Here is a 16,374-nt window from a genome sequence, read left to right as displayed (position 1 = left end):
TTGCTGACCCACGGTCCCGGCGTTGCGTCGAGCTTGCTCGACTCCGTCTGTTAAGACGGCGCGTCTGCCTCTTTCCGCATCAACTGCCAATGCCCAGCGGAGCAAGCTCCGCTTTACGTGGGTCCATTGCCCTTCGCCCTCGCGAACGCGGCGGCGAGCGCGTTGTCGGCCGGCGGTGCACTCGCCTTGGTCGGCGCCGGACCGCGTCGCGCATCGCGCGGATGGCCACGATCCGGACCTCGCGGCGGACGCGGGTCGTTCGCGCGGGATTCGCGCGGCGCCTGCGGTGCCGGCGCGTCGTCGAGGCGGCGCGTCAGGGCGATGCGCTTGCGGGCCACGTCGACCTCCAGCACCTTCACCTTGACGATGTCGCCGGCCTTCACGACCTCGCGCGGATCCTTCACGTAGCGGTCGGACAGCGCCGAGATGTGGATCAGGCCGTCCTGGTGCACGCCGATGTCGACGAACGCTCCGAACGCGGCCACGTTGCTGACCACGCCTTCCAGGATCATGCCCTCGCGCAGGTCCTTGATGTCCTCCACGCCGTCGGCGAAGCGCGCGGCCTTGAACTCGGGGCGCGGATCACGGCCGGGCTTCTCCAACTCCTTCAGGATGTCGCGGATGGTGGGCACGCCGAACTTGTCGTCGGTGTATTGCTCCGCCTTCACGCTGCGCAGGAACGCGGTGTCACCGACGATCTGCTTCACCTGCCGGCCGCTGCCGGCGAGGATGCGCTCCACAACGGGATACGCTTCCGGGTGCACGGACGAGGCATCCAGCGGTTCGTCGCCGTCGGCGATGCGCAGGAAGCCGGCGCACTGCTCGAAGGTCTTCTCGCCCAGGCGCGGCACACCCAGCAAGGCTTTGCGCGTGCGGAAGGCGCCATGTTCGTCGCGGAAGCGCACGATGTTCTCCGCCACGCTGGAGGACAGGCCGGAGACGCGCGTCAGCAGCGCGGCCGAGGCGGTGTTGACGTCGACGCCGACCGCGTTCACGCAGTCCTCCACGCGCGCATCGAGCGCACGTGCCAGGCGGAACTGGTCCACGTCGTGCTGGTACTGGCCGACACCGATCGCCTTGGGTTCGATCTTCACCAGTTCGGCCAGCGGATCCTGCAGACGGCGCGCAATCGAGACCGCGCCACGGATGCTGACGTCGAGATCGGGGAACTCCTTCGCCGCGAACTCCGACGCGGAATACACCGAGGCGCCGGCTTCGCTGACGACGATCTTTTCCAGCTTCCGTTCCGGCACCTGTTTGATCAGGTCGCCCGCCAGCTTGTCGGTTTCGCGCGAGGCGGTGCCGTTGCCGATGGCGATCAGATCCACCTGGTGCTTCATGCACAACGCGCGCAGCACGTGCAGCGACTGTTCCCACTGGCGCTTGGGTTCGTGCGGGTAGATCGTGGCGTGGTCGACCAGCTTGCCGGTGCGGTCCACGACGGCGACCTTCACGCCGGTACGCAGGCCCGGGTCGAGGCCGAGCACGGCCTTCGGCCCGGCAGGCGCGGCCAGCAGCAGATCCTTGAGGTTGTCGCCGAACACCGCGATGGCTTCGGCCTCGGCTTTCTCGCGCGCCTGGTTGAACAGGTCGAGCAACAGGTGCATGTGCAGCTTGGCGCGCCAGGTCAGGCGGCAGGTGTCCAGCAGCCACTTGTCGGCGGCGCGGCCTTGCGCGGAGACGCCGGCATGTACGGCCACGCGCCCTTCGGCCTGCAAATGGCCAGCGTCGGCCTCCATGCCCGGGTCGAGGTCGAGCAGCAGGATTTCCTCGCGGCGCGCGCGGAACAGTGCGAGCAGGCGGTGCGAGGGAATCTTCGCCAGCGGTTCGGCGTGGTCGAAATAGTCGCGGTACTTCGCCCCTTCGTTCTCCTTGCCCGTTGCGACCTTGGCGCGGATCACGCCGACGTCGTTCATCCACGCGCGCAGTTCGCCGACCAGCGCGGCATTCTCGCCCCATCGCTCCATCAGGATGGCACGCGCGCCGTCGAGCGCGGCCTTGGCATCGGCGATGCCTTTCTCGGCGTCGACGTAGGCTGCGGCGGCGGTTTCCGGTACTTGGGTCGGATCCGCGAGCAGGCCATCGGCCAGCGGCTCCAGGCCGGCTTCGCGCGCGATCTGCGCACGGGTGCGGCGCTTGGGCTTGTAAGGCAGGTACAGGTCTTCGAGGCGGGCCTTGCTGTCGGCGCCTTCGATGTCGGCACGCAGTGCGTCCGTGAGCTTGCCCTGTTCCTCGATGCTCGCCAGGACGGCGGCGCGACGGTCTTCGAGTTCGCGCAGGTAGGTCAGGCGCGTTTCCAGGTTGCGCAGTTGGGTGTCGTCCAGGCCGCCGGTGACTTCCTTGCGGTAGCGGGCGATGAAGGGCACGGTGGCGCCTTCGTCGAGCAGGGCGATGGCGGCCTTGGCCTGGGCGGTCTGCGCGCCGATCTCGGCGGCGATGGTGGTGGCGATGTGCAGGGCGATCTGGGGCGTGCGGTCTTGCATTGCGTCCGTACTGAAAAACCCGATGGACCGGGTGGGACCGGGATTGTGGCAACGGACGGCCGCGCGGGAAACGGGTTGACAGCCGCGCCGGATGCGGGCTGACGAGGGCGGCGCCGCTGGCTATGCTCGGACGCCCTGCGAGGACCCTGGCCATGCGCACGCTGTATCCCGACATCGCGCCGTACCGCACGCACCGGCTGGCCGTCGATGCGCTGCACACGCTTCATGTGGAGGAATGCGGCAATCCCGCCGGCATTCCCGTGATCTTTCTCCACGGCGGCCCCGGTGCCGGGCTGTCGCCGGTGCACCGGCGTTTCTTCGATCCGACGCGCTACCGCATCGTCCTGTTCGACCAGCGCGGCACCGGCCAGTCGACGCCGTTCGGCGAGCTGCGCGACAACACCACCGCGCACCTGGTCGCCGACATCGAGGCCATTCGCGAACACGTAGGCGTCGAGCGCTGGCTGGTGTTCGGCGGTTCGTGGGGTTCCACGCTGGCGCTGGCCTACGCACAGGGGCATCCGGAGCGCGCCACGGGCCTGATCGTGCGCGGCGTCTACCTGGGCCGCGCGGAAGAGAACCGCTGGTTCAACGAAGCCGATGGCGGTGCGCGCTGGGTGTTCCCGGAGCGCTGGGTGCGTTACGAAGCGCATATTCCGGCCGATGAGCGTGGGGCGATGATCGAAGCGTACTGGCGTCGCCTGGACAGCGCCGATGCGCAGGTGGCCCAGGTCGCGGCGCAGGCGTGGCTGGGTTGGGAAGACGGCGCCGCGACCCTGCTGCATGAGCCGGATGTGGTGTCCGATGAAGACCCGGCCAAGGTGCTGGCCAAGGCGCGGATCGAGGCGCACTACTTCCGCCACAACGCCTTCCTCGCGCACGGCCAACTACTACGCGACATCGACCGTATCCGCCACTTGCCCGGCGTGATCGTCCAGGGCCGCTACGACATCATCTGTCCGCCGCGCAGCGCCTGGGAGCTGGCGCAGGCCTGGCCCGAGGCCCGGCTGGAGATGGTGCTCGCCGGCCACGGCGCGACCGAACCTGCAATCACCGATGCCCTGGTGCGCGCGACGGACGCGTTCGCGGATCGCTGAAACGAAGACGGGCCGCGCGAGGCGGCCCGTCAGTGGTGCGACGTGCGGGGTGCTTACGAACGGACCGGCAGCACGCGGATTTCGACGCGGCGGTTGAGCGCACGGCCGGCGTCGGTGTCGTTGCTGGCCACCGGATAGCGCTTGCCCATGCCAACGATTTCGAAGCGCTCGCGCTGCAGCCCCTGGCCGATCAGATAGTTGCCGACCGAGGCGGCGCGCTGCTCGGACAGGCGCTGGTTGACCGCGTCCGTACCGATGCTGTCGGTGTGGCCGCTGACTTCCACGATGGTCTGGTTGTATTCGCGCAAGGTCGCGGCGACGTTGTTGAGCGCCGGATAGAACTGCGACTTCAACTCGGCCTTGCCGAAGTCGAAGGTCACGCCATCGGGCAGGTTGAGCTTGATGACGTCGCCGTCGCGGCTGACGTCGATGCCCGTGCCCGCGGTCTGGCGGCGCAGTTCGGCTTCCTGGCGGTCCTGGTAGGCGCCGATGGAGCCGCCGGCGATACCGCCGATGCCCGCGCCCACCAGGGCGCGCTGGCGACGCTCGGTGGCATCACTACCGCTCAGCAGGCCGGCCACCGCGCCGATGCCTGCGCCGATCAGGGCGCCGGTGCGGGTACGGTTCGGATCGTTCGGGTCGTTCGTCTGGCCGGTGTAGCTGGCGCAGCCGCCGAGTAGGGTGACGGTGAGTGCCGCGAGGGCACCGGTCTTCAGCATCGCATTCATACATCCTCCTTGGTGGCGTGCGGGGGAATACCCGGAACGGTCGCAAGCCTACCCAGCGAAATGTTTACAACGCGCGATTTGACCCCTGTTCATTCAGGTGCCGTCGGGCTTCAATCGACCAGCGCCGCGGCGCCCTCGGCATCCAGGGTGTGCTCCCAGCTCCCCATCAACGACAAGTACAGCAGCTTCTCGAACTCAGGACCGAAGCGGCGGATCACGGCATCCGGGTCCGGGATCAGCTTGGCGTCGGCGATCAACCCGAAATGCACGCGGCCGTTGTAACTGAGGATGGACACGCCGATGCCGATGGATCCGGTCTGCGGCACCCAGAACATCATCTCCCGCAGACGGGACCCGCCCATGTAGAGCGGCTGCTGCGGACCCGGCACGTTGGTCGCCACGGCGGTCGCCTTCCGGGAAAAAAGCTCGAGGGCCACGCTCTGCAACGCCGAGGGCGCCATGCCGAGTGCCGCAAGAAGTCCGAAGGCCACAATGGCCTGGCGTGAATTCTTCAGGTCACGCATGCACTCAGCGACGCGTTCCAGGCGACGGATCGGATTGTCCTCGCCCACCGGCAGATCCAGGAACACCAGGCCGAAATGGTTGCCCAGCTTGCGGGCATGCTCCAGCGGCCGCAGGTTCACCGGCACGGTGGCGCGCAGGGTGACGCCTTCGAGCTGCTCCCCGCGTTCCAGCATGTAGCTGCGCAACGCGCCCGCAGCGGCGGCCATCAGCACATCGTTGACGGTACAGTCGCAGGCACGGCCTACTGCTTTCACATCTTCCAGGTCCAGCGGTTCGGCCCAGGCCACGCGCTTGCTCACGCCCAACTTGCCGCGCAGCAGCGTGGGCGGGTCGTCGGACAGCGACAGCGCGTGCAGCAATTCGCGGCCGATCTCGCCGCCCTCCTTCGCCAGCATGGTGGCCAGCGTTGGGTCCTGCATCATCTCCATACCCTTGCCGATCACCTTGCCGCCGATCTGCACGTAGCGATCGATGGCGCCGACACGTCGCACGACTTCCACGCCATCCTTCTTCAGCCACGCCGAGCGCAGGTCCTTGCCCGCATCCGGCTTGCGGCTGGTGTCGGTCAGCGAGAGCAACACCTGCACCAGGGCGATGCCATCGGCATAGCTGTGGTGGATGCGGGCCACGAGCGCGGAACCGGTGCCATAACGCTCGATCAGGTGGAACTGCCACAGCGGCTTGGTCTTGTCCAAGGGCGTGGAGGCCATCTGGCTGGTGAAGCGCTCCAGCGCCTTCTTCTCGGACTTCGGATCATGCCGCCCGGGCAGCGCGGACAGGCGCACATGCCAGTCCAGATCGAAGTCGGGATCGGTCACCCACGAAGCGCCTGCCGGCGTGTCGACCGCCTTCTGCAGGAAACGCGGATAGGCGAGGAAGCGCTTCCTGATGACCTGCTTCAACCGGTCGAGCGTCATCGGCTCATCGAACATCAGCACGCCGGTGATCATCATCGGATTGGTCGGACGACACATCCGCAACCAGGCGGTGTCCACCCGCGACATCGGCTCGCGACGCGGCTTTGCCGGCGCCTTCTTCGTGGCCATGCTTGCCCTCCTCTCCCGCGTCGAGTGAAGCACGCGGCCCCGAAAGGCGTCAACGCGGTTCAGTCGCCGGTCTTGCGGTAGGCGGCCAACGCGGCGTCGCGCCCTTCTGTGAGGTCGACCAGCGGCCGGCGCGGATAGCGCGGGGCGAGGCGTGAGAGGACATCCGGCTTCTCCCACGGAGAGAAGCGCAACGGAACCGGAACGCCGGAGAGTTCCGGCACCCAGCGAGCGATGTAGGTCCCGTTCGGATCGAACTTCGCCGCCTGCGTTACCGGGTTGAACACGCGGAAATACGGCGCGGCATCGGCACCTGTGCCTGCGGTCCACTGCCAACCTAGCGTGTTGTTGGCCAGGTCCGCATCCACCAGCGTGTCCCAGAACCAGCGTGCCCCGTGCAGCCAGTGATAGCGCAGGTGTTTGACCAGATAACTGGCCACGATCATCCGCACGCGATTGTGCATGTAGCCCGTCGCCCACAGCTCGCGCAGGCCCGCATCCACGATGGGCACGCCGGTGCGGCCCTGCTGCCAAGCAGCGAGCGCCTCGGGATCCGCTTCGGCCCATTCGAAATGCGCGAACCGGGGATTGAGGTTCTCCGTCGGTGTATGCGGGAAGTGGTGCAGCAGGTGGTAACCGAATTCGCGCCAACCCAGCTCGCGGATGTAGCCGTCCATGTCCGCGCTGTTTGCCGCGGTGCGTGCGCGTTCCAGGTGGGCGGTGATGCGCCAGGGTGCTATCTCGCCGAAATGCAGGTGCGGCGATAGCCTGGAGGTGCCGATGCGGTCCGGCCGGTCGCGGTCGGTACGGTAGCCGTTGAGCGCGCCCTCGACGAAGACCTCCAGCGCCTCGCGCGCACCGGCCTCGCCGGGTGTCCAGACCTCCCAGAACCCCGCATCCCAGCCCAGCGCCGGTGCCAGGCACCAAGCATCGAGCGGTTCGGCCGGCAAGCCAGTGTCGAACGCGGGCAGCGCCCCGGGTGCGTCCCAGGTCGCCGGTGCGCGCCACTGCGCGAGCGCCGACCGCCAGAACGGGGTGAACACCTTGTAGGGCCCGCCTTGCTGCGTGGCGAGATCCCAGGGTTCGAACAGCAGGCTGCCATTGAAACTCTCCACCCGCAGGCCGCGTTCGCGCAGCGCCTTCTTGAGGGCGGCGTCGCGCGGCTGGGTGGCCGGTTCGTACTTGCGGTTCCAGAACACCGCCTCGGCGCCGGTCTCCTCGAGCAAGGCATCCAGCACGGACGCGCTGGCGCCGCTGCGCAGCAGCAGGCGCGAACCGCGTGCGCGCAGGTCGGCGTCGAGCGCGGCCAGCGAGCGATGCAGCCACGCATCCGATGCGCCGCCCGGCGCCCACTCGCCTTCTTCCGTCGGCGCGCGAATGTAGACCGGGATCGGCGTATAGCCTTCGTCGAACGCGGCGCGGAACGCGGGATTGTCGTCCAGGCGCAGATCGTGCCGGAACCAGACCAGGGCGTGAGACATCGGCATGACCTGCGTGGAGTACGTTTTCTACGGATCGCGCGCTTCGTCGGATGCAGCGCCGCCGGTGTACTCGCGGGGGATGCGCTCGTTCAGGCCGGTCAGGATCTCGTAGGGAATCGTGCCGGCCGCCTGCGCGACGGCTTCGCAACGGATCGTCAATCCGTCCTGCTCACCGATCAGCACCACCTCGTCCTCGTTATACGCGGTGCCGTCGGCGCCCACGTCCACCATGAACTGGTCCATGCAGATGCGGCCGACGATGGGCCGGCGCACGCCACGCACCAGCACCTCGCCGCGCGAAGACAGCGCCCGCGGAAAGCCGTCGCCATAGCCAATCGGCACGGTGATCACGCGAGTATCGTGTGGCGCGGTCCACGTGGCGCCGTAACTGACGGTGCGACCGGCGCGCACGATCTTGAAATAGACCACCTGGGAGACAAGCGACAACGCGGGTCGAAGATCGATCGTGGCGCGGGACACCGGGTCCGGCAGCACGCCGTACAGCGCGATTCCGGGTCGCACCATGTCCAGCCAGGTGTCGGGGAAGTGCAGCACACCACCGGAGTTGGCCAGGTGCCGGATCGGCATCGGCGCGCCCAGGCGGTCGAAGTGCGCGCAGGCGATGAGGAAACGCTCACGCTGTTCAGCCGTCATCGGCGAGGCCGGATCGTCCGCGCAGGCCAGGTGCGAGTAGATGCCTTTCACGATGCAGTGCCGGGAAGCCACGGCGGCTTCGATGAAGGCCGCCGCGTTCTCGCTGTGCACGCCGATGCGCTCCATGCCGGTGTCCACCTTGAGGTGCACCACCGCCTTGCGTCCGATGGACTCTGCCGCCGCCTCGACCTGCCGCAGCTTGGCGATCGACGATACCGTCACTTCCAGGTCGTGGGCGAGGAACTGCGTCACCTGCGGCGCGTGGATGCCGCCCAACACGAGGATCGGCACCGTGATGCCGGCCCGGCGCAGCGCGATACCCTCTTCCACGAACGCGACGCCCAGTTGCTCGACGCCCTGCGCTTGCAGATGGCGCGCCACCGGCACGAGTCCGTGGCCATACGCATTCGCCTTCACGATGCCCATGACGGGCACGCCCACGTGCGCGCGGATCGCCCGTGCGTTGTGCGTCAGCGCACCGAGATCGACGCGGATGCGCGTGGGCCGGTCGTTGGCTTCGGGGCGCGTGTGCGGGACGGACAAGGCAGCTTCCACCGGAATATCCATGCGGCGATTGTAGCGTCCGGGCCTTGGCCCCCGTTCATGCCAGCACGGGAACGCGTGGGGTACGCTGGCGGCAGGTTCCAGGGATCGGCTCCGATGGCGCTACGCTCGAAGTCCACCGCGGTGATCGTCGTTGGCGTGATCGTGCTCGCGGCCGTCGGCGTCTGGCTCTGGACACGCACCGCCCACCGGGACGCCGCATCGATCATCGAGGGTCGGTCCCCTCCCCTGGCGACCATCCCATCGTCAATATCCGCCGGGCCGGCAGCTGCCAGCGATACAGCGGCCCTCCCGGCCGGCATGCACGACACCGCCAGAAACCCGATCGCGGCGACAGCCGATGCCAAACCCGACCTGTTGCCCGCACCGGCCATCGGACCGCATGCGGGTGCGCGTCCGCTGTCCGCAGAAGGCGAACGCAGGCTGGAGAAATTCCTGGCTGGGCTTCGGACCACCAGCACGGACGCGAACGATTACGAAACGTTGGGCCGTTCCGAACCCGCCGACCCCGATTGGTCGCCACGATTGGAGGCCCTGATCCGGCAGACGATCGAGCGCCATGCCCACGAGTTTGGGCGCCTGGAGATCGGACGGCCACGCTGCAGCAAGAGCCTGTGCATGCTGACGGCGGTAGCGACCACGCGGGATCCACAGGCATTGCCGCAGGCCGACTTCCAGCGCCTGATCTACACCTACATGATGCAGGAACCGTGGTTCCGCGCATCCTTCTTCGATGCCAGCACGACTGTGGCCGGCGATGCGACGGGTGATGTCTACGTGAGCTACTTCATCCGCAAGTAGCGGTCACTCGAAGCTGCCCACCGAATCGTGGGCCAGGTTGTCGAAGCGCGTGTACTCGCCGAAGAACCGCAGCTTGCACGAGCCGGTCGGGCCGGAGCGCTGCTTGCCGATGATGATCTCCGCCAGGCCTTTGTCCGGCGAGGTTTCCTTGTTGTAGTAGTCGTCGCGGTAGATGAAGACGATCATGTCCGCGTCCTGCTCGATTGCGCCGGATTCGCGCAGGTCGGCCATCACCGGGCGCTTGTCGGTACGCGTCTCCAGCGAGCGGTTGAGCTGCGAGAGCGCGATCACCGGCACGTTGAGCTCCTTCGCAAGGCCCTTCAGCGAACGCGAGATCTCGGAGATCTCGGTGGCGCGGTTCTCGCTGTTGCCGGGCACCGACATCAGCTGCAGGTAGTCGATGACGATCAGGCCCAGGTCGTGCTCGCGCTTGAGCCGGCGGGCCTTGGAACGCAGCACGTCCGGCGAGAGGCCCGGCGTATCGTCGATGAAGACCTTGGCCTGGTCCTTCAGGATGCGGATCGCGCTGGTGACGCGGCTCCAGTCTTCGTCTTCCAGCTGGCCGGTACGCAGGCGGGTGGCATTGATGCGGCCCACCGAGGAGATCAGGCGCATGGCCAGCTGGCCGGCCGACATTTCCATCGAGAAGACGGCCACCGCCTTCTTCGACTTGATGGCCGCGTACTCGGCGATGTTCAGCGCGAACGTGGTCTTGCCCATGGCAGGACGGGCGGCCAGGATCACCAGGTCGGTCGGCTGCAGGCCGGCCGTCATCATGTCGAACTCGGTGTAACCCGTCGGCAGGCCGGTAACGGTGCCACCACTCTCCGAACGGATGCGCAGGACCTCGAAGGCGTCCTTCAGCGCGTCGTTCATCGCCACGAAGTCGGTGCGGCCGCGGGCGCCCTGCTCGGCGATGGCGAACACCTTCTGCTCGGCGATCGCTAGCATCTCGTCGCTTTCCTTGCCCTCGGGCTGGAATGCGTCGTTGACGATCTCGGTGCCCACTTCGATCAGCTGGCGCATCACCGCCTTGTCGCGGACGATCTCGGCGTAAGCGGTGATGTTCGCGGCGGACGGCGTGGTGCTGGCCAGTTCGACCAGGTACGCGCCACCGGCCACCAGGTCGGTCTGGCCCTGGGATTCGAACCACTCGCCCAGCGTGACCGCGTCGAAGGGGCGGCTACGTTCCGCGAGCTCCGCGATCGCGCGGTAGATCAACTGGTGGTCGCGGCGGTAGAAATCGTTGGCCGTGAGCTTGTCGTTGATGCGGTCGTAGGCTTCCGGCGCGAGCATGAGCCCGCCCAGCACAGCCTGCTCCGCCTCGATGGAGTGCGGCGGCACGCGGAGCTGCTCGATGCGCGAATCGTGGGGATCCTGGCGGAAACCAGTGCGTGCGGACATGGGCGGTGCGAGCTCCTGCGGCACATGCGGGCGAACGCCCGCACGGCCGGACATGGTAGGCACTCCATGCCCAGGGGTGTTGCAGATAAGTGTGTGGATAACCGGTGGGCATCTCAGCACCTGAGACAGGCACCCGGCCCCACAAACAGAACGGGCGCCTTGCGGCGCCCGTCTGTCGGCATCACGGGGTGATTCAGGCTTCGGCCTGCACCACGACCTTGACGGTCGTCTGCACGTCGGCGTGCAGCTTCACGACGATGTCGTACTCGCCGATGTTGCGCAGGGCACCTTCGCCCATGATGACCTCGCTCTTCTCGAGCGGCAGGCCGGCGGCCGTGAAGGCGTCGGCGATGTCGCGCGGGCCGACCGAGCCGAACAGCTTGCCTTCGGTCGCGGCGTTGGCGGTGATCGTGACGCTCGCACCCTCGAGCTTGGCGGCGCGGCCTTCGGCCTCGTCGTGCACGGCCTTGGCCTTGGCTTCGTACTCGGCGCGCTTGGCTTCGAACTCGGCGACGTTGGCGGCGGTCGCCGGCACGGCCTTGCCCTGCGGCACGAGGTAGTTGCGGCCGTAGCCCGGCTTCACCTTGACCTTGTCGCCCAGGACGCCGAGGTTGGTGACTTTCTGCAGAAGAATCAATTCCATCGTGTATCTCCGATTCGTTAGCGGCCGGCGTGCGGCCGCAACTGGTTGCTGTCCGAATGGACGGGATTTGAAGCCAGGCGTGAGTGCGGAGGAGCGAGAAGTGAGGAAGAACACCCCTCAGCACTCACTCCTCGCGGCGAAGCCGCCACTCACTTCCCCGCTCAGACGTCGTGGTTGTCCGTGTACGGGATCAGCGCCAGGAAACGGGCGCGCTTGACCGCGGCGGACAGCTGGCGCTGGTAGCGCGACTTGGTGCCGGTGACGCGGCTCGGGACGATCTTGCCGTTCTCGGTCAGGTACTGGCGCAGGGTGTTGAGATCCTTGTAGTCGATCTCTTTCACGCCTTCGGCGGTGAACTTGCAGAACTTGCGGCGGCGGAAGAACTTGGACATGAGCAGGCTCCTTAGGCGGCTTCGGCGTTGTCGGAATCGGTCGAGGCTTCGTTGCCGGCCTCGTCGTCGTCACGGCGGCGGCGCTCGCCACGCTCGGGCTTGTCGCCCTTCTCGTCCTTGTTCTTCATGATCAGCGACTGCTCGGTGTCCGGGCCATCGCGCTTGATGACCAGGTTGCGCAGGACCGCATCGTTGAAGCGGAAGCTCTCGACGAGCTCGTTCAGCACGGCCTGGTCGGCCTCGATGTTGAGCAGCACGTAGTGGGCCTTCACCAGGTTCTGGATCGGGTACGCCAGCTGGCGGCGGCCCCAGTCTTCCAGACGGTGGATCTTGCCGTTGCCGCCTTCGATCAGCGCCTTGTAGCGCTCGATCATGGCCGGCACCTGCTCGCTCTGGTCCGGGTGGACCAGGAACACGACTTCATAGTGACGCATCGTTTTTACCTTTCGGATGTGGGCCCGGCGGGGTATTCCGCGGGCGGAACAGCCCCCCGAACGCCCTGGACGGACGCGGTGGGGCAAGGACCCGGATGCCTGACAGGCGGCCGAGAGCAGGAAAGTATGGCAGGTCAACCACTTAGGGGCAAGTCCTGCCCCGGAGTGGCTCAGGCGGCGTCCGCCGCGGTCGTGAAGCTCTCGCCGCAGCCGCATTCGGCGGCCGCGTTGGGGTTGCGGAAGGTGAACGTCTCCGACAAACCCTGCTTGGCGAAGTCGATCTCGGTCCCGTCCACCAGCGGCAGGCTGTCGGCATCCACGTAGATGCGCACGCCCTCGAACTCGAACACGGTGTCGCCCTCGCGCTGGTCCCGGGCCAGGTCAGCCACGTGGCCCCAGCCCGAACATCCAGTGCGGGTCACCCCGAAGCGCAAGCCGAGCGCACCCGGCGTCTGCGCGACGAAACGCTGCACGCGTTCGAGAGCGACGGGGGTGAGGGTGATGGCCATGGGGAACTCCTGCTGCGACGCGGTCGATTATAGCCGCGGGGGCGCCGTCGGCTGCGCGGCTCTTGTAAACTCCGCGTTCCATAGATATGTCTGTAACCGAAGGATTCAAGCCATGACGGTGGTGAGCGTCGAACATGCGCTGGCGGGCAAGCTCCCGGCCGGCGGCGAGGTCACGGTGCGCGGCTGGGTGCGCACGCGGCGCGACTCCAAGGCGGGACTGTCCTTCGTCAACGTCAGCGACGGTTCTTGCTTCGCGCCGATTCAGGTCGTGGCCCCCGACTCGCTGTCCAACTACGAATCCGAGATCAAACACCTGACCACCGGGTGTTCGGTGATCGCCACGGGGACGCTGGTGGCCTCCCAGGGTCAGGGCCAGAGCTTCGAGATTCAGGCCTCTTCGGTCGAGGTGGTCGGCTGGGTCGAGGATCCGCTCACCTACCCGATGCAGCCCAAACAGCATTCGCTGGAGTACCTGCGCGAGTTCGCCCACCTGCGCCCGCGCACCAACCTGTTCGGTGCGGTCACCCGCATCCGTCACTGCCTGGCCCAGGCCGTGCACCGGTTCTTCCACGAGCGCGGCTTCTACTGGATCAGCACGCCGATCATCACCACGTCCGACGCCGAGGGCGCCGGGCAGATGTTCCGTGTGTCCACGCTGGACCTGGCCAATCTGCCGCGCAACGGCAAGGGCGAGGTGGACTTCTCGCGCGACTTCTTCGGCAAGGAGACCTTCCTGACCGTGTCCGGCCAGCTGAACGTCGAGGCCTATTGCCTCAGCCTCAGCAAGGTGTACACCTTCGGCCCGACGTTTCGCGCCGAGAACAGCAACACCACTCGCCACTTGGCCGAGTTCTGGATGATCGAGCCGGAGATCGCCTTCGCCGACCTGACCGCCGACGCCGACTTGGCCGAGGATTTCCTCAAGTACCTGTTCCGTACGGTGCTGTCCGAGCGCGCCGACGACATGGCGTTCATCGCCGAACGCGTGCAGAAAGACGCGATCACCCGCCTCGAGTCATTCATCAATGCACCGTTCGAGCGGATCGACTACACCGATGCGATCGGCATGCTGCAGAAGTCGGGCAAGAAGTTCGACTTCCCGGTCGAATGGGGCCTGGACCTGCAGACCGAGCACGAGCGCTGGCTGACCGAGGAGCACGTCGGTCGTCCGGTGGTGGTGATGAACTACCCCGAGCACATCAAGGCCTTCTACATGCGCCTGAACGATGATGGCCGCACGGTCGCGGCGATGGACGTGCTGGCGCCCGGCATCGGCGAGATCATCGGCGGCAGCCAGCGCGAAGAACGCCTGGACGTGCTCGACGCGCGCATGGCGCAGTTCGGCCTGGACCCCGAGCACTACCAGTGGTACCGCGACTTCCGCCGCTACGGCGGCGTGCCGCACGCCGGCTTCGGCCTGGGCTTCGAGCGCCTGGTGGTTTACGTCTGCGGCCTGGCCAACATCCGCGACGCGATCGCCTATCCGCGCGCGCCGGGCACCGCGGAGTTCTGATGATCCTGTTCTTCGCGCTGTGCTTCGTCGGCGTGGCGATCGCCGGGTTCTGCGCCTTCGTCATCTTCTGGCCCCTCACCCTGGTCCACGTCCGCGACCGCCACGGTGCGCTCGGCGTGCAGTGGGGCGAGGGCGCATTCCTCAAGCCTGCCGCCTTGCGCTGGCTGCTCGGCGGAGGTTATCGGGCCATTCCCGACCCTTCGCTGTCGGGTCTGGCGACACCGGCGCGGATCTCGCTGTGCGTGATCCTGTTCGGCCTGGCGATGGCGGGGATGCTCTGGCTGTGGGCGGAGGCGCTGGCATGAATCCTTTCCTGCGCGAAGACTGGTACCTGGCCTCGCTCGGCCGCACCCTGATCTGGGCACGTCTGCGCGTGCTCGACGCGGGCACGGCCGAAGTGCTGGACAGCGACGGCAACACCCTGCCCTACGACAGCGAAGACAGCGCGCGCGCGGCGCTGTTCGACGCGGAATTCGTGGCCTTCGATGGGCTGGACGAAGACGACGCGCTGGCACGCGGTTTCGCTTTGAGCGACATCGCGCCGCCGCAGGGCGACGACGATGCGGCGCTCGTGCCGCAGATGGTGCGGTCGCTGGGCGCGCGCGCCTGAGGCCCGCGTGTACACGCCGCGCGCGTTCGCCGAAACCGATCTCGCCGCGCTCGACGGGCTGATCACGCGCGACGCGTTCGTCACCCTCGTCACCGTCGCGGACGGGCTGCCCGTCGTGAGCCACCTGCCGGTGCTGTATGCGCGCGATGGCGGACACGTCGTCCTCGAAGGCCACTGGGCCAAGCCCAATCTGCAAGCGCGTCATGCCGGTCCGGCCCTGGTCATCGTGCATGGCCCACACGCCTACATTTCGCCCGGCTGGTACGTGGACAAGGAAGAAGCCGCGCGTGTGCCGACCTGGAACTATGCGGTCGCCCACCTGCATGGCGCGCTGGAGACCACCGACGACGCGGCCGCTCTGGCCTCCATCGTCGACCGCCTCAGTCACGTGAACGAGGCGAAGGCAGGCAACGACTGGCGTTTCGAACACGATCGCGAGGACCACGTGCGCCAGTTGCGCGGCATCGTGGGATTCCGCTTCGTCGCCGAACGCGTCGAGCTGAAGTTCAAGCTCAGCCAGAACCATCCCGCCGCGAACGTCCAGGGTGCCGCCGATGCACTGCAGCGGCTGGGTGGCGAAGGCAACGTCGAGATCGCGGCACTGATGCGCGACCGGCTGGGCCGCCGGCCGGCCTGACCTCTCGGCGATCACCTGTGGATCGGTACACTCGACGCATCCCGACTCCCGGAACCTCGCATGGACCTCAACCTCGCCGGCCGCCACGCGCTGGTGTGCGGCGCCTCCGAAGGCATCGGCCGCGCCGCCGCGTTCGAACTCGCGCTGCTCGGCGCCGACGTCACCGTCCTGGCCCGCCGCGCCACCGTGCTGGCGGACGTGGTGGCTTCCCTGCCCCTCGTTACGGAAGGCCAACGGCACGGTGCAATCGCGCAAGACGTGGCCAATACCGCGGCACTCGCTGCTGCCGTCGGCGCCGCGCTGGTGGATCATTCCGTCCATATCCTGATCAACAACACCGGCGGCCCACCCGGCGGCCGCGCGCTTGATGCCGACGCCGACGACTATCTCTCGGCCTTCCAGCGCCACCTGCTGGCCAACCAGGCGCTCGCACAGGCCGTCGTGCCCGGCATGCGCCAGGCCCGCTGGGGCCGCATCATCAACGTGGTCTCCACGTCGGTGAAGGAACCCATCGCCAACCTCGGCGTGTCCAACACCGTCCGCGGCGCGGTGGCGAGTTGGGCCAAGACGCTGTCGAAAGAACTGGGCGCCGACGGCATCACCGTCAACAACGTGCTGCCCGGCTATACGCGCACCCAGCGGCTGGAGCAGATCCTGCGCGACCGGGTGCAGGCGACCGGCAAGGACGAAGCCGCCGTCAGCGCAGCGATGCTGGCATCGGTGCCGGCCGGCCGCTTCGCCGACGCGCATGAAGTGGCGGCGGCGATCGCCTTCCTGGCCACGCCCGCGGCCGGCTATGTCAACGGTGTCAGCCTGGCCGTCGACGGCGGCCGCATGCAGTCGCTGTGATCCCGTC

General features: G+C 67.5%; 17 protein-coding genes. 7 read left to right on the top strand and 10 right to left on the bottom strand.

The features are described 5' to 3' along the window. Window positions 1–113: 113 nt before the first annotated feature. Window positions 114–2,483: a Tex family protein gene (locus AC23D6_RS09085; RefSeq protein WP_487752431.1), complete on the bottom strand. Its 2,370-nt coding sequence runs from the start codon at window positions 2,481–2,483 to the stop codon at window positions 114–116. Between the two features lie 152 nt (window positions 2,484–2,635). Here AC23D6_RS09085 and pip point away from each other — a divergent pair, with 152 nt between their 5' ends. Next, window positions 2,636–3,580: a prolyl aminopeptidase gene (gene pip, locus AC23D6_RS09080; protein ID WP_487752430.1), complete on the top strand. Its 945-nt coding sequence runs from the start codon at window positions 2,636–2,638 to the stop codon at window positions 3,578–3,580. A 53-nt stretch (window positions 3,581–3,633) separates the two neighbouring features. On the opposite strand, the gene AC23D6_RS09075 is transcribed toward pip, so the two are convergent. From AC23D6_RS09075 to alr, 4 genes are all read right to left on the bottom strand, one after another. Continuing rightward, window positions 3,634–4,308: a YiaD family glycine zipper/OmpA-like lipoprotein gene (locus AC23D6_RS09075; RefSeq protein ID WP_487752429.1), complete on the bottom strand. Its 675-nt coding sequence runs from the start codon at window positions 4,306–4,308 to the stop codon at window positions 3,634–3,636. Between the two features lie 110 nt (window positions 4,309–4,418). Continuing rightward, window positions 4,419–5,879: a WS/DGAT/MGAT family O-acyltransferase gene (locus tag AC23D6_RS09070; protein WP_487752428.1), complete on the bottom strand. Its 1,461-nt coding sequence runs from the start codon at window positions 5,877–5,879 to the stop codon at window positions 4,419–4,421. 59 nt (window positions 5,880–5,938) lie between these two features. Further along, window positions 5,939–7,357, bottom strand: a complete 1,419-nt coding sequence (locus AC23D6_RS09065) for a cryptochrome/photolyase family protein (RefSeq protein WP_487752427.1) — start codon at window positions 7,355–7,357, stop codon at window positions 5,939–5,941. Window positions 7,358–7,384: 27 nt separating this feature from the next. Then, window positions 7,385–8,578: an alanine racemase gene (alr, locus tag AC23D6_RS09060; protein ID WP_487752426.1), complete on the bottom strand. Its 1,194-nt coding sequence runs from the start codon at window positions 8,576–8,578 to the stop codon at window positions 7,385–7,387. A gap of 93 nt (window positions 8,579–8,671) precedes the next feature. Between alr and AC23D6_RS09055 the strand changes: the two genes are divergently transcribed. Continuing rightward, a complete protein-coding gene (locus AC23D6_RS09055; protein ID WP_487752425.1) occupies window positions 8,672–9,376 on the top strand; it encodes a hypothetical protein in 705 nt (234 codons plus the stop codon). 3 nt (window positions 9,377–9,379) lie between these two features. Here the strand turns inward: AC23D6_RS09055 and AC23D6_RS09050 are convergent, their stop codons facing one another. The 5 genes from AC23D6_RS09050 to AC23D6_RS09030 all read right to left on the bottom strand — a co-directional run bounded on the left by AC23D6_RS09050 (window position 9,380) and on the right by AC23D6_RS09030 (window position 12,758). Next, on the bottom strand, window positions 9,380–10,780 hold the full coding sequence (locus AC23D6_RS09050) for a replicative DNA helicase (RefSeq protein ID WP_487752424.1): 1,401 nt from the start codon (window positions 10,778–10,780) through the stop codon (window positions 9,380–9,382). A 193-nt stretch (window positions 10,781–10,973) separates the two neighbouring features. Then, window positions 10,974–11,423, bottom strand: a complete 450-nt coding sequence (gene rplI, locus AC23D6_RS09045) for a 50S ribosomal protein L9 (RefSeq protein WP_487752423.1) — start codon at window positions 11,421–11,423, stop codon at window positions 10,974–10,976. Between the two features lie 161 nt (window positions 11,424–11,584). Then, window positions 11,585–11,815: a 30S ribosomal protein S18 gene (gene rpsR / locus AC23D6_RS09040; protein WP_056880329.1), complete on the bottom strand. Its 231-nt coding sequence runs from the start codon at window positions 11,813–11,815 to the stop codon at window positions 11,585–11,587. A gap of 11 nt (window positions 11,816–11,826) precedes the next feature. Beyond that, on the bottom strand, window positions 11,827–12,249 hold the full coding sequence (rpsF, locus tag AC23D6_RS09035) for a 30S ribosomal protein S6 (RefSeq protein WP_487752422.1): 423 nt from the start codon (window positions 12,247–12,249) through the stop codon (window positions 11,827–11,829). Window positions 12,250–12,419: 170 nt separating this feature from the next. Then, window positions 12,420–12,758 carry a HesB/IscA family protein gene (locus AC23D6_RS09030; RefSeq protein ID WP_487752421.1) on the bottom strand — a complete coding sequence of 113 codons (339 nt, stop codon included), beginning with the start codon at window positions 12,756–12,758 and terminating at the stop codon, window positions 12,420–12,422. Between the two features lie 112 nt (window positions 12,759–12,870). On the opposite strand from AC23D6_RS09030, the gene asnS reads away from it, so the two are divergent. The 5 genes from asnS to AC23D6_RS09005 are packed head-to-tail and all read left to right on the top strand — an operon-like array spanning window position 12,871 to window position 16,367. Then, window positions 12,871–14,271: an asparagine--tRNA ligase gene (gene asnS, locus AC23D6_RS09025; RefSeq protein WP_487752420.1), complete on the top strand. Its 1,401-nt coding sequence runs from the start codon at window positions 12,871–12,873 to the stop codon at window positions 14,269–14,271. Further along, the gene (locus AC23D6_RS09020) at window positions 14,271–14,576 is read left to right on the top strand and encodes a hypothetical protein (protein ID WP_487752419.1); all 306 of its coding nucleotides are present in this window, start codon (window positions 14,271–14,273) and stop codon (window positions 14,574–14,576) included. Before asnS ends, AC23D6_RS09020 begins: the two co-directional genes overlap by 1 nt. Then, the gene (locus tag AC23D6_RS09015) at window positions 14,573–14,881 is read left to right on the top strand and encodes a hypothetical protein (protein ID WP_487752418.1); all 309 of its coding nucleotides are present in this window, start codon (window positions 14,573–14,575) and stop codon (window positions 14,879–14,881) included. Before AC23D6_RS09020 ends, AC23D6_RS09015 begins: the two co-directional genes overlap by 4 nt. A 7-nt stretch (window positions 14,882–14,888) precedes the next feature. Continuing rightward, entirely contained in the window at window positions 14,889–15,518 is a 630-nt protein-coding gene (locus tag AC23D6_RS09010; RefSeq protein WP_487752417.1) for an FMN-binding negative transcriptional regulator, read from the top strand. 60 nt (window positions 15,519–15,578) lie between these two features. After that, window positions 15,579–16,367 carry an SDR family oxidoreductase gene (locus tag AC23D6_RS09005; RefSeq protein WP_487752416.1) on the top strand — a complete coding sequence of 263 codons (789 nt, stop codon included), beginning with the start codon at window positions 15,579–15,581 and terminating at the stop codon, window positions 16,365–16,367. Window positions 16,368–16,374: the final 7 nt, after the last annotated feature.

It is taken from the genome of Pseudoxanthomonas sp. G3, from assembly GCF_057654715.1.
The sequence above is the reverse complement of the archived record's forward strand: the minus strand, read 5'-3'. Positions and strand labels throughout refer to the sequence as shown.

Coding starts and splice junctions, on each gene's coding strand:
- AC23D6_RS09055 (WP_487752425.1), top strand. CDS start 8,672: ATGGCGCTACGCTCGAAGTCCACCGCGGTGATCGTCGTTGGCGTGATC.
- rplI (WP_487752423.1), bottom strand. CDS start 11,423: ATGGAATTGATTCTTCTGCAGAAAGTCACCAACCTCGGCGTCCTGGGC.
- AC23D6_RS09075 (WP_487752429.1), bottom strand. CDS start 4,308: ATGAATGCGATGCTGAAGACCGGTGCCCTCGCGGCACTCACCGTCACC.
- AC23D6_RS09065 (WP_487752427.1), bottom strand. CDS start 7,357: ATGTCTCACGCCCTGGTCTGGTTCCGGCACGATCTGCGCCTGGACGAC.
- AC23D6_RS09030 (WP_487752421.1), bottom strand. CDS start 12,758: ATGGCCATCACCCTCACCCCCGTCGCTCTCGAACGCGTGCAGCGTTTC.
- AC23D6_RS09050 (WP_487752424.1), bottom strand. CDS start 10,780: ATGTCCGCACGCACTGGTTTCCGCCAGGATCCCCACGATTCGCGCATC.
- AC23D6_RS09020 (WP_487752419.1), top strand. CDS start 14,271: ATGATCCTGTTCTTCGCGCTGTGCTTCGTCGGCGTGGCGATCGCCGGG.
- rpsF (WP_487752422.1), bottom strand. CDS start 12,249: ATGCGTCACTATGAAGTCGTGTTCCTGGTCCACCCGGACCAGAGCGAG.
- AC23D6_RS09015 (WP_487752418.1), top strand. CDS start 14,573: ATGAATCCTTTCCTGCGCGAAGACTGGTACCTGGCCTCGCTCGGCCGC.
- pip (WP_487752430.1), top strand. CDS start 2,636: ATGCGCACGCTGTATCCCGACATCGCGCCGTACCGCACGCACCGGCTG.
- AC23D6_RS09070 (WP_487752428.1), bottom strand. CDS start 5,879: ATGGCCACGAAGAAGGCGCCGGCAAAGCCGCGTCGCGAGCCGATGTCG.
- alr (WP_487752426.1), bottom strand. CDS start 8,578: ATGGATATTCCGGTGGAAGCTGCCTTGTCCGTCCCGCACACGCGCCCC.
- AC23D6_RS09085 (WP_487752431.1), bottom strand. CDS start 2,483: ATGCAAGACCGCACGCCCCAGATCGCCCTGCACATCGCCACCACCATC.
- rpsR (WP_056880329.1), bottom strand. CDS start 11,815: ATGTCCAAGTTCTTCCGCCGCCGCAAGTTCTGCAAGTTCACCGCCGAA.
- AC23D6_RS09005 (WP_487752416.1), top strand. CDS start 15,579: ATGGACCTCAACCTCGCCGGCCGCCACGCGCTGGTGTGCGGCGCCTCC.
- asnS (WP_487752420.1), top strand. CDS start 12,871: ATGACGGTGGTGAGCGTCGAACATGCGCTGGCGGGCAAGCTCCCGGCC.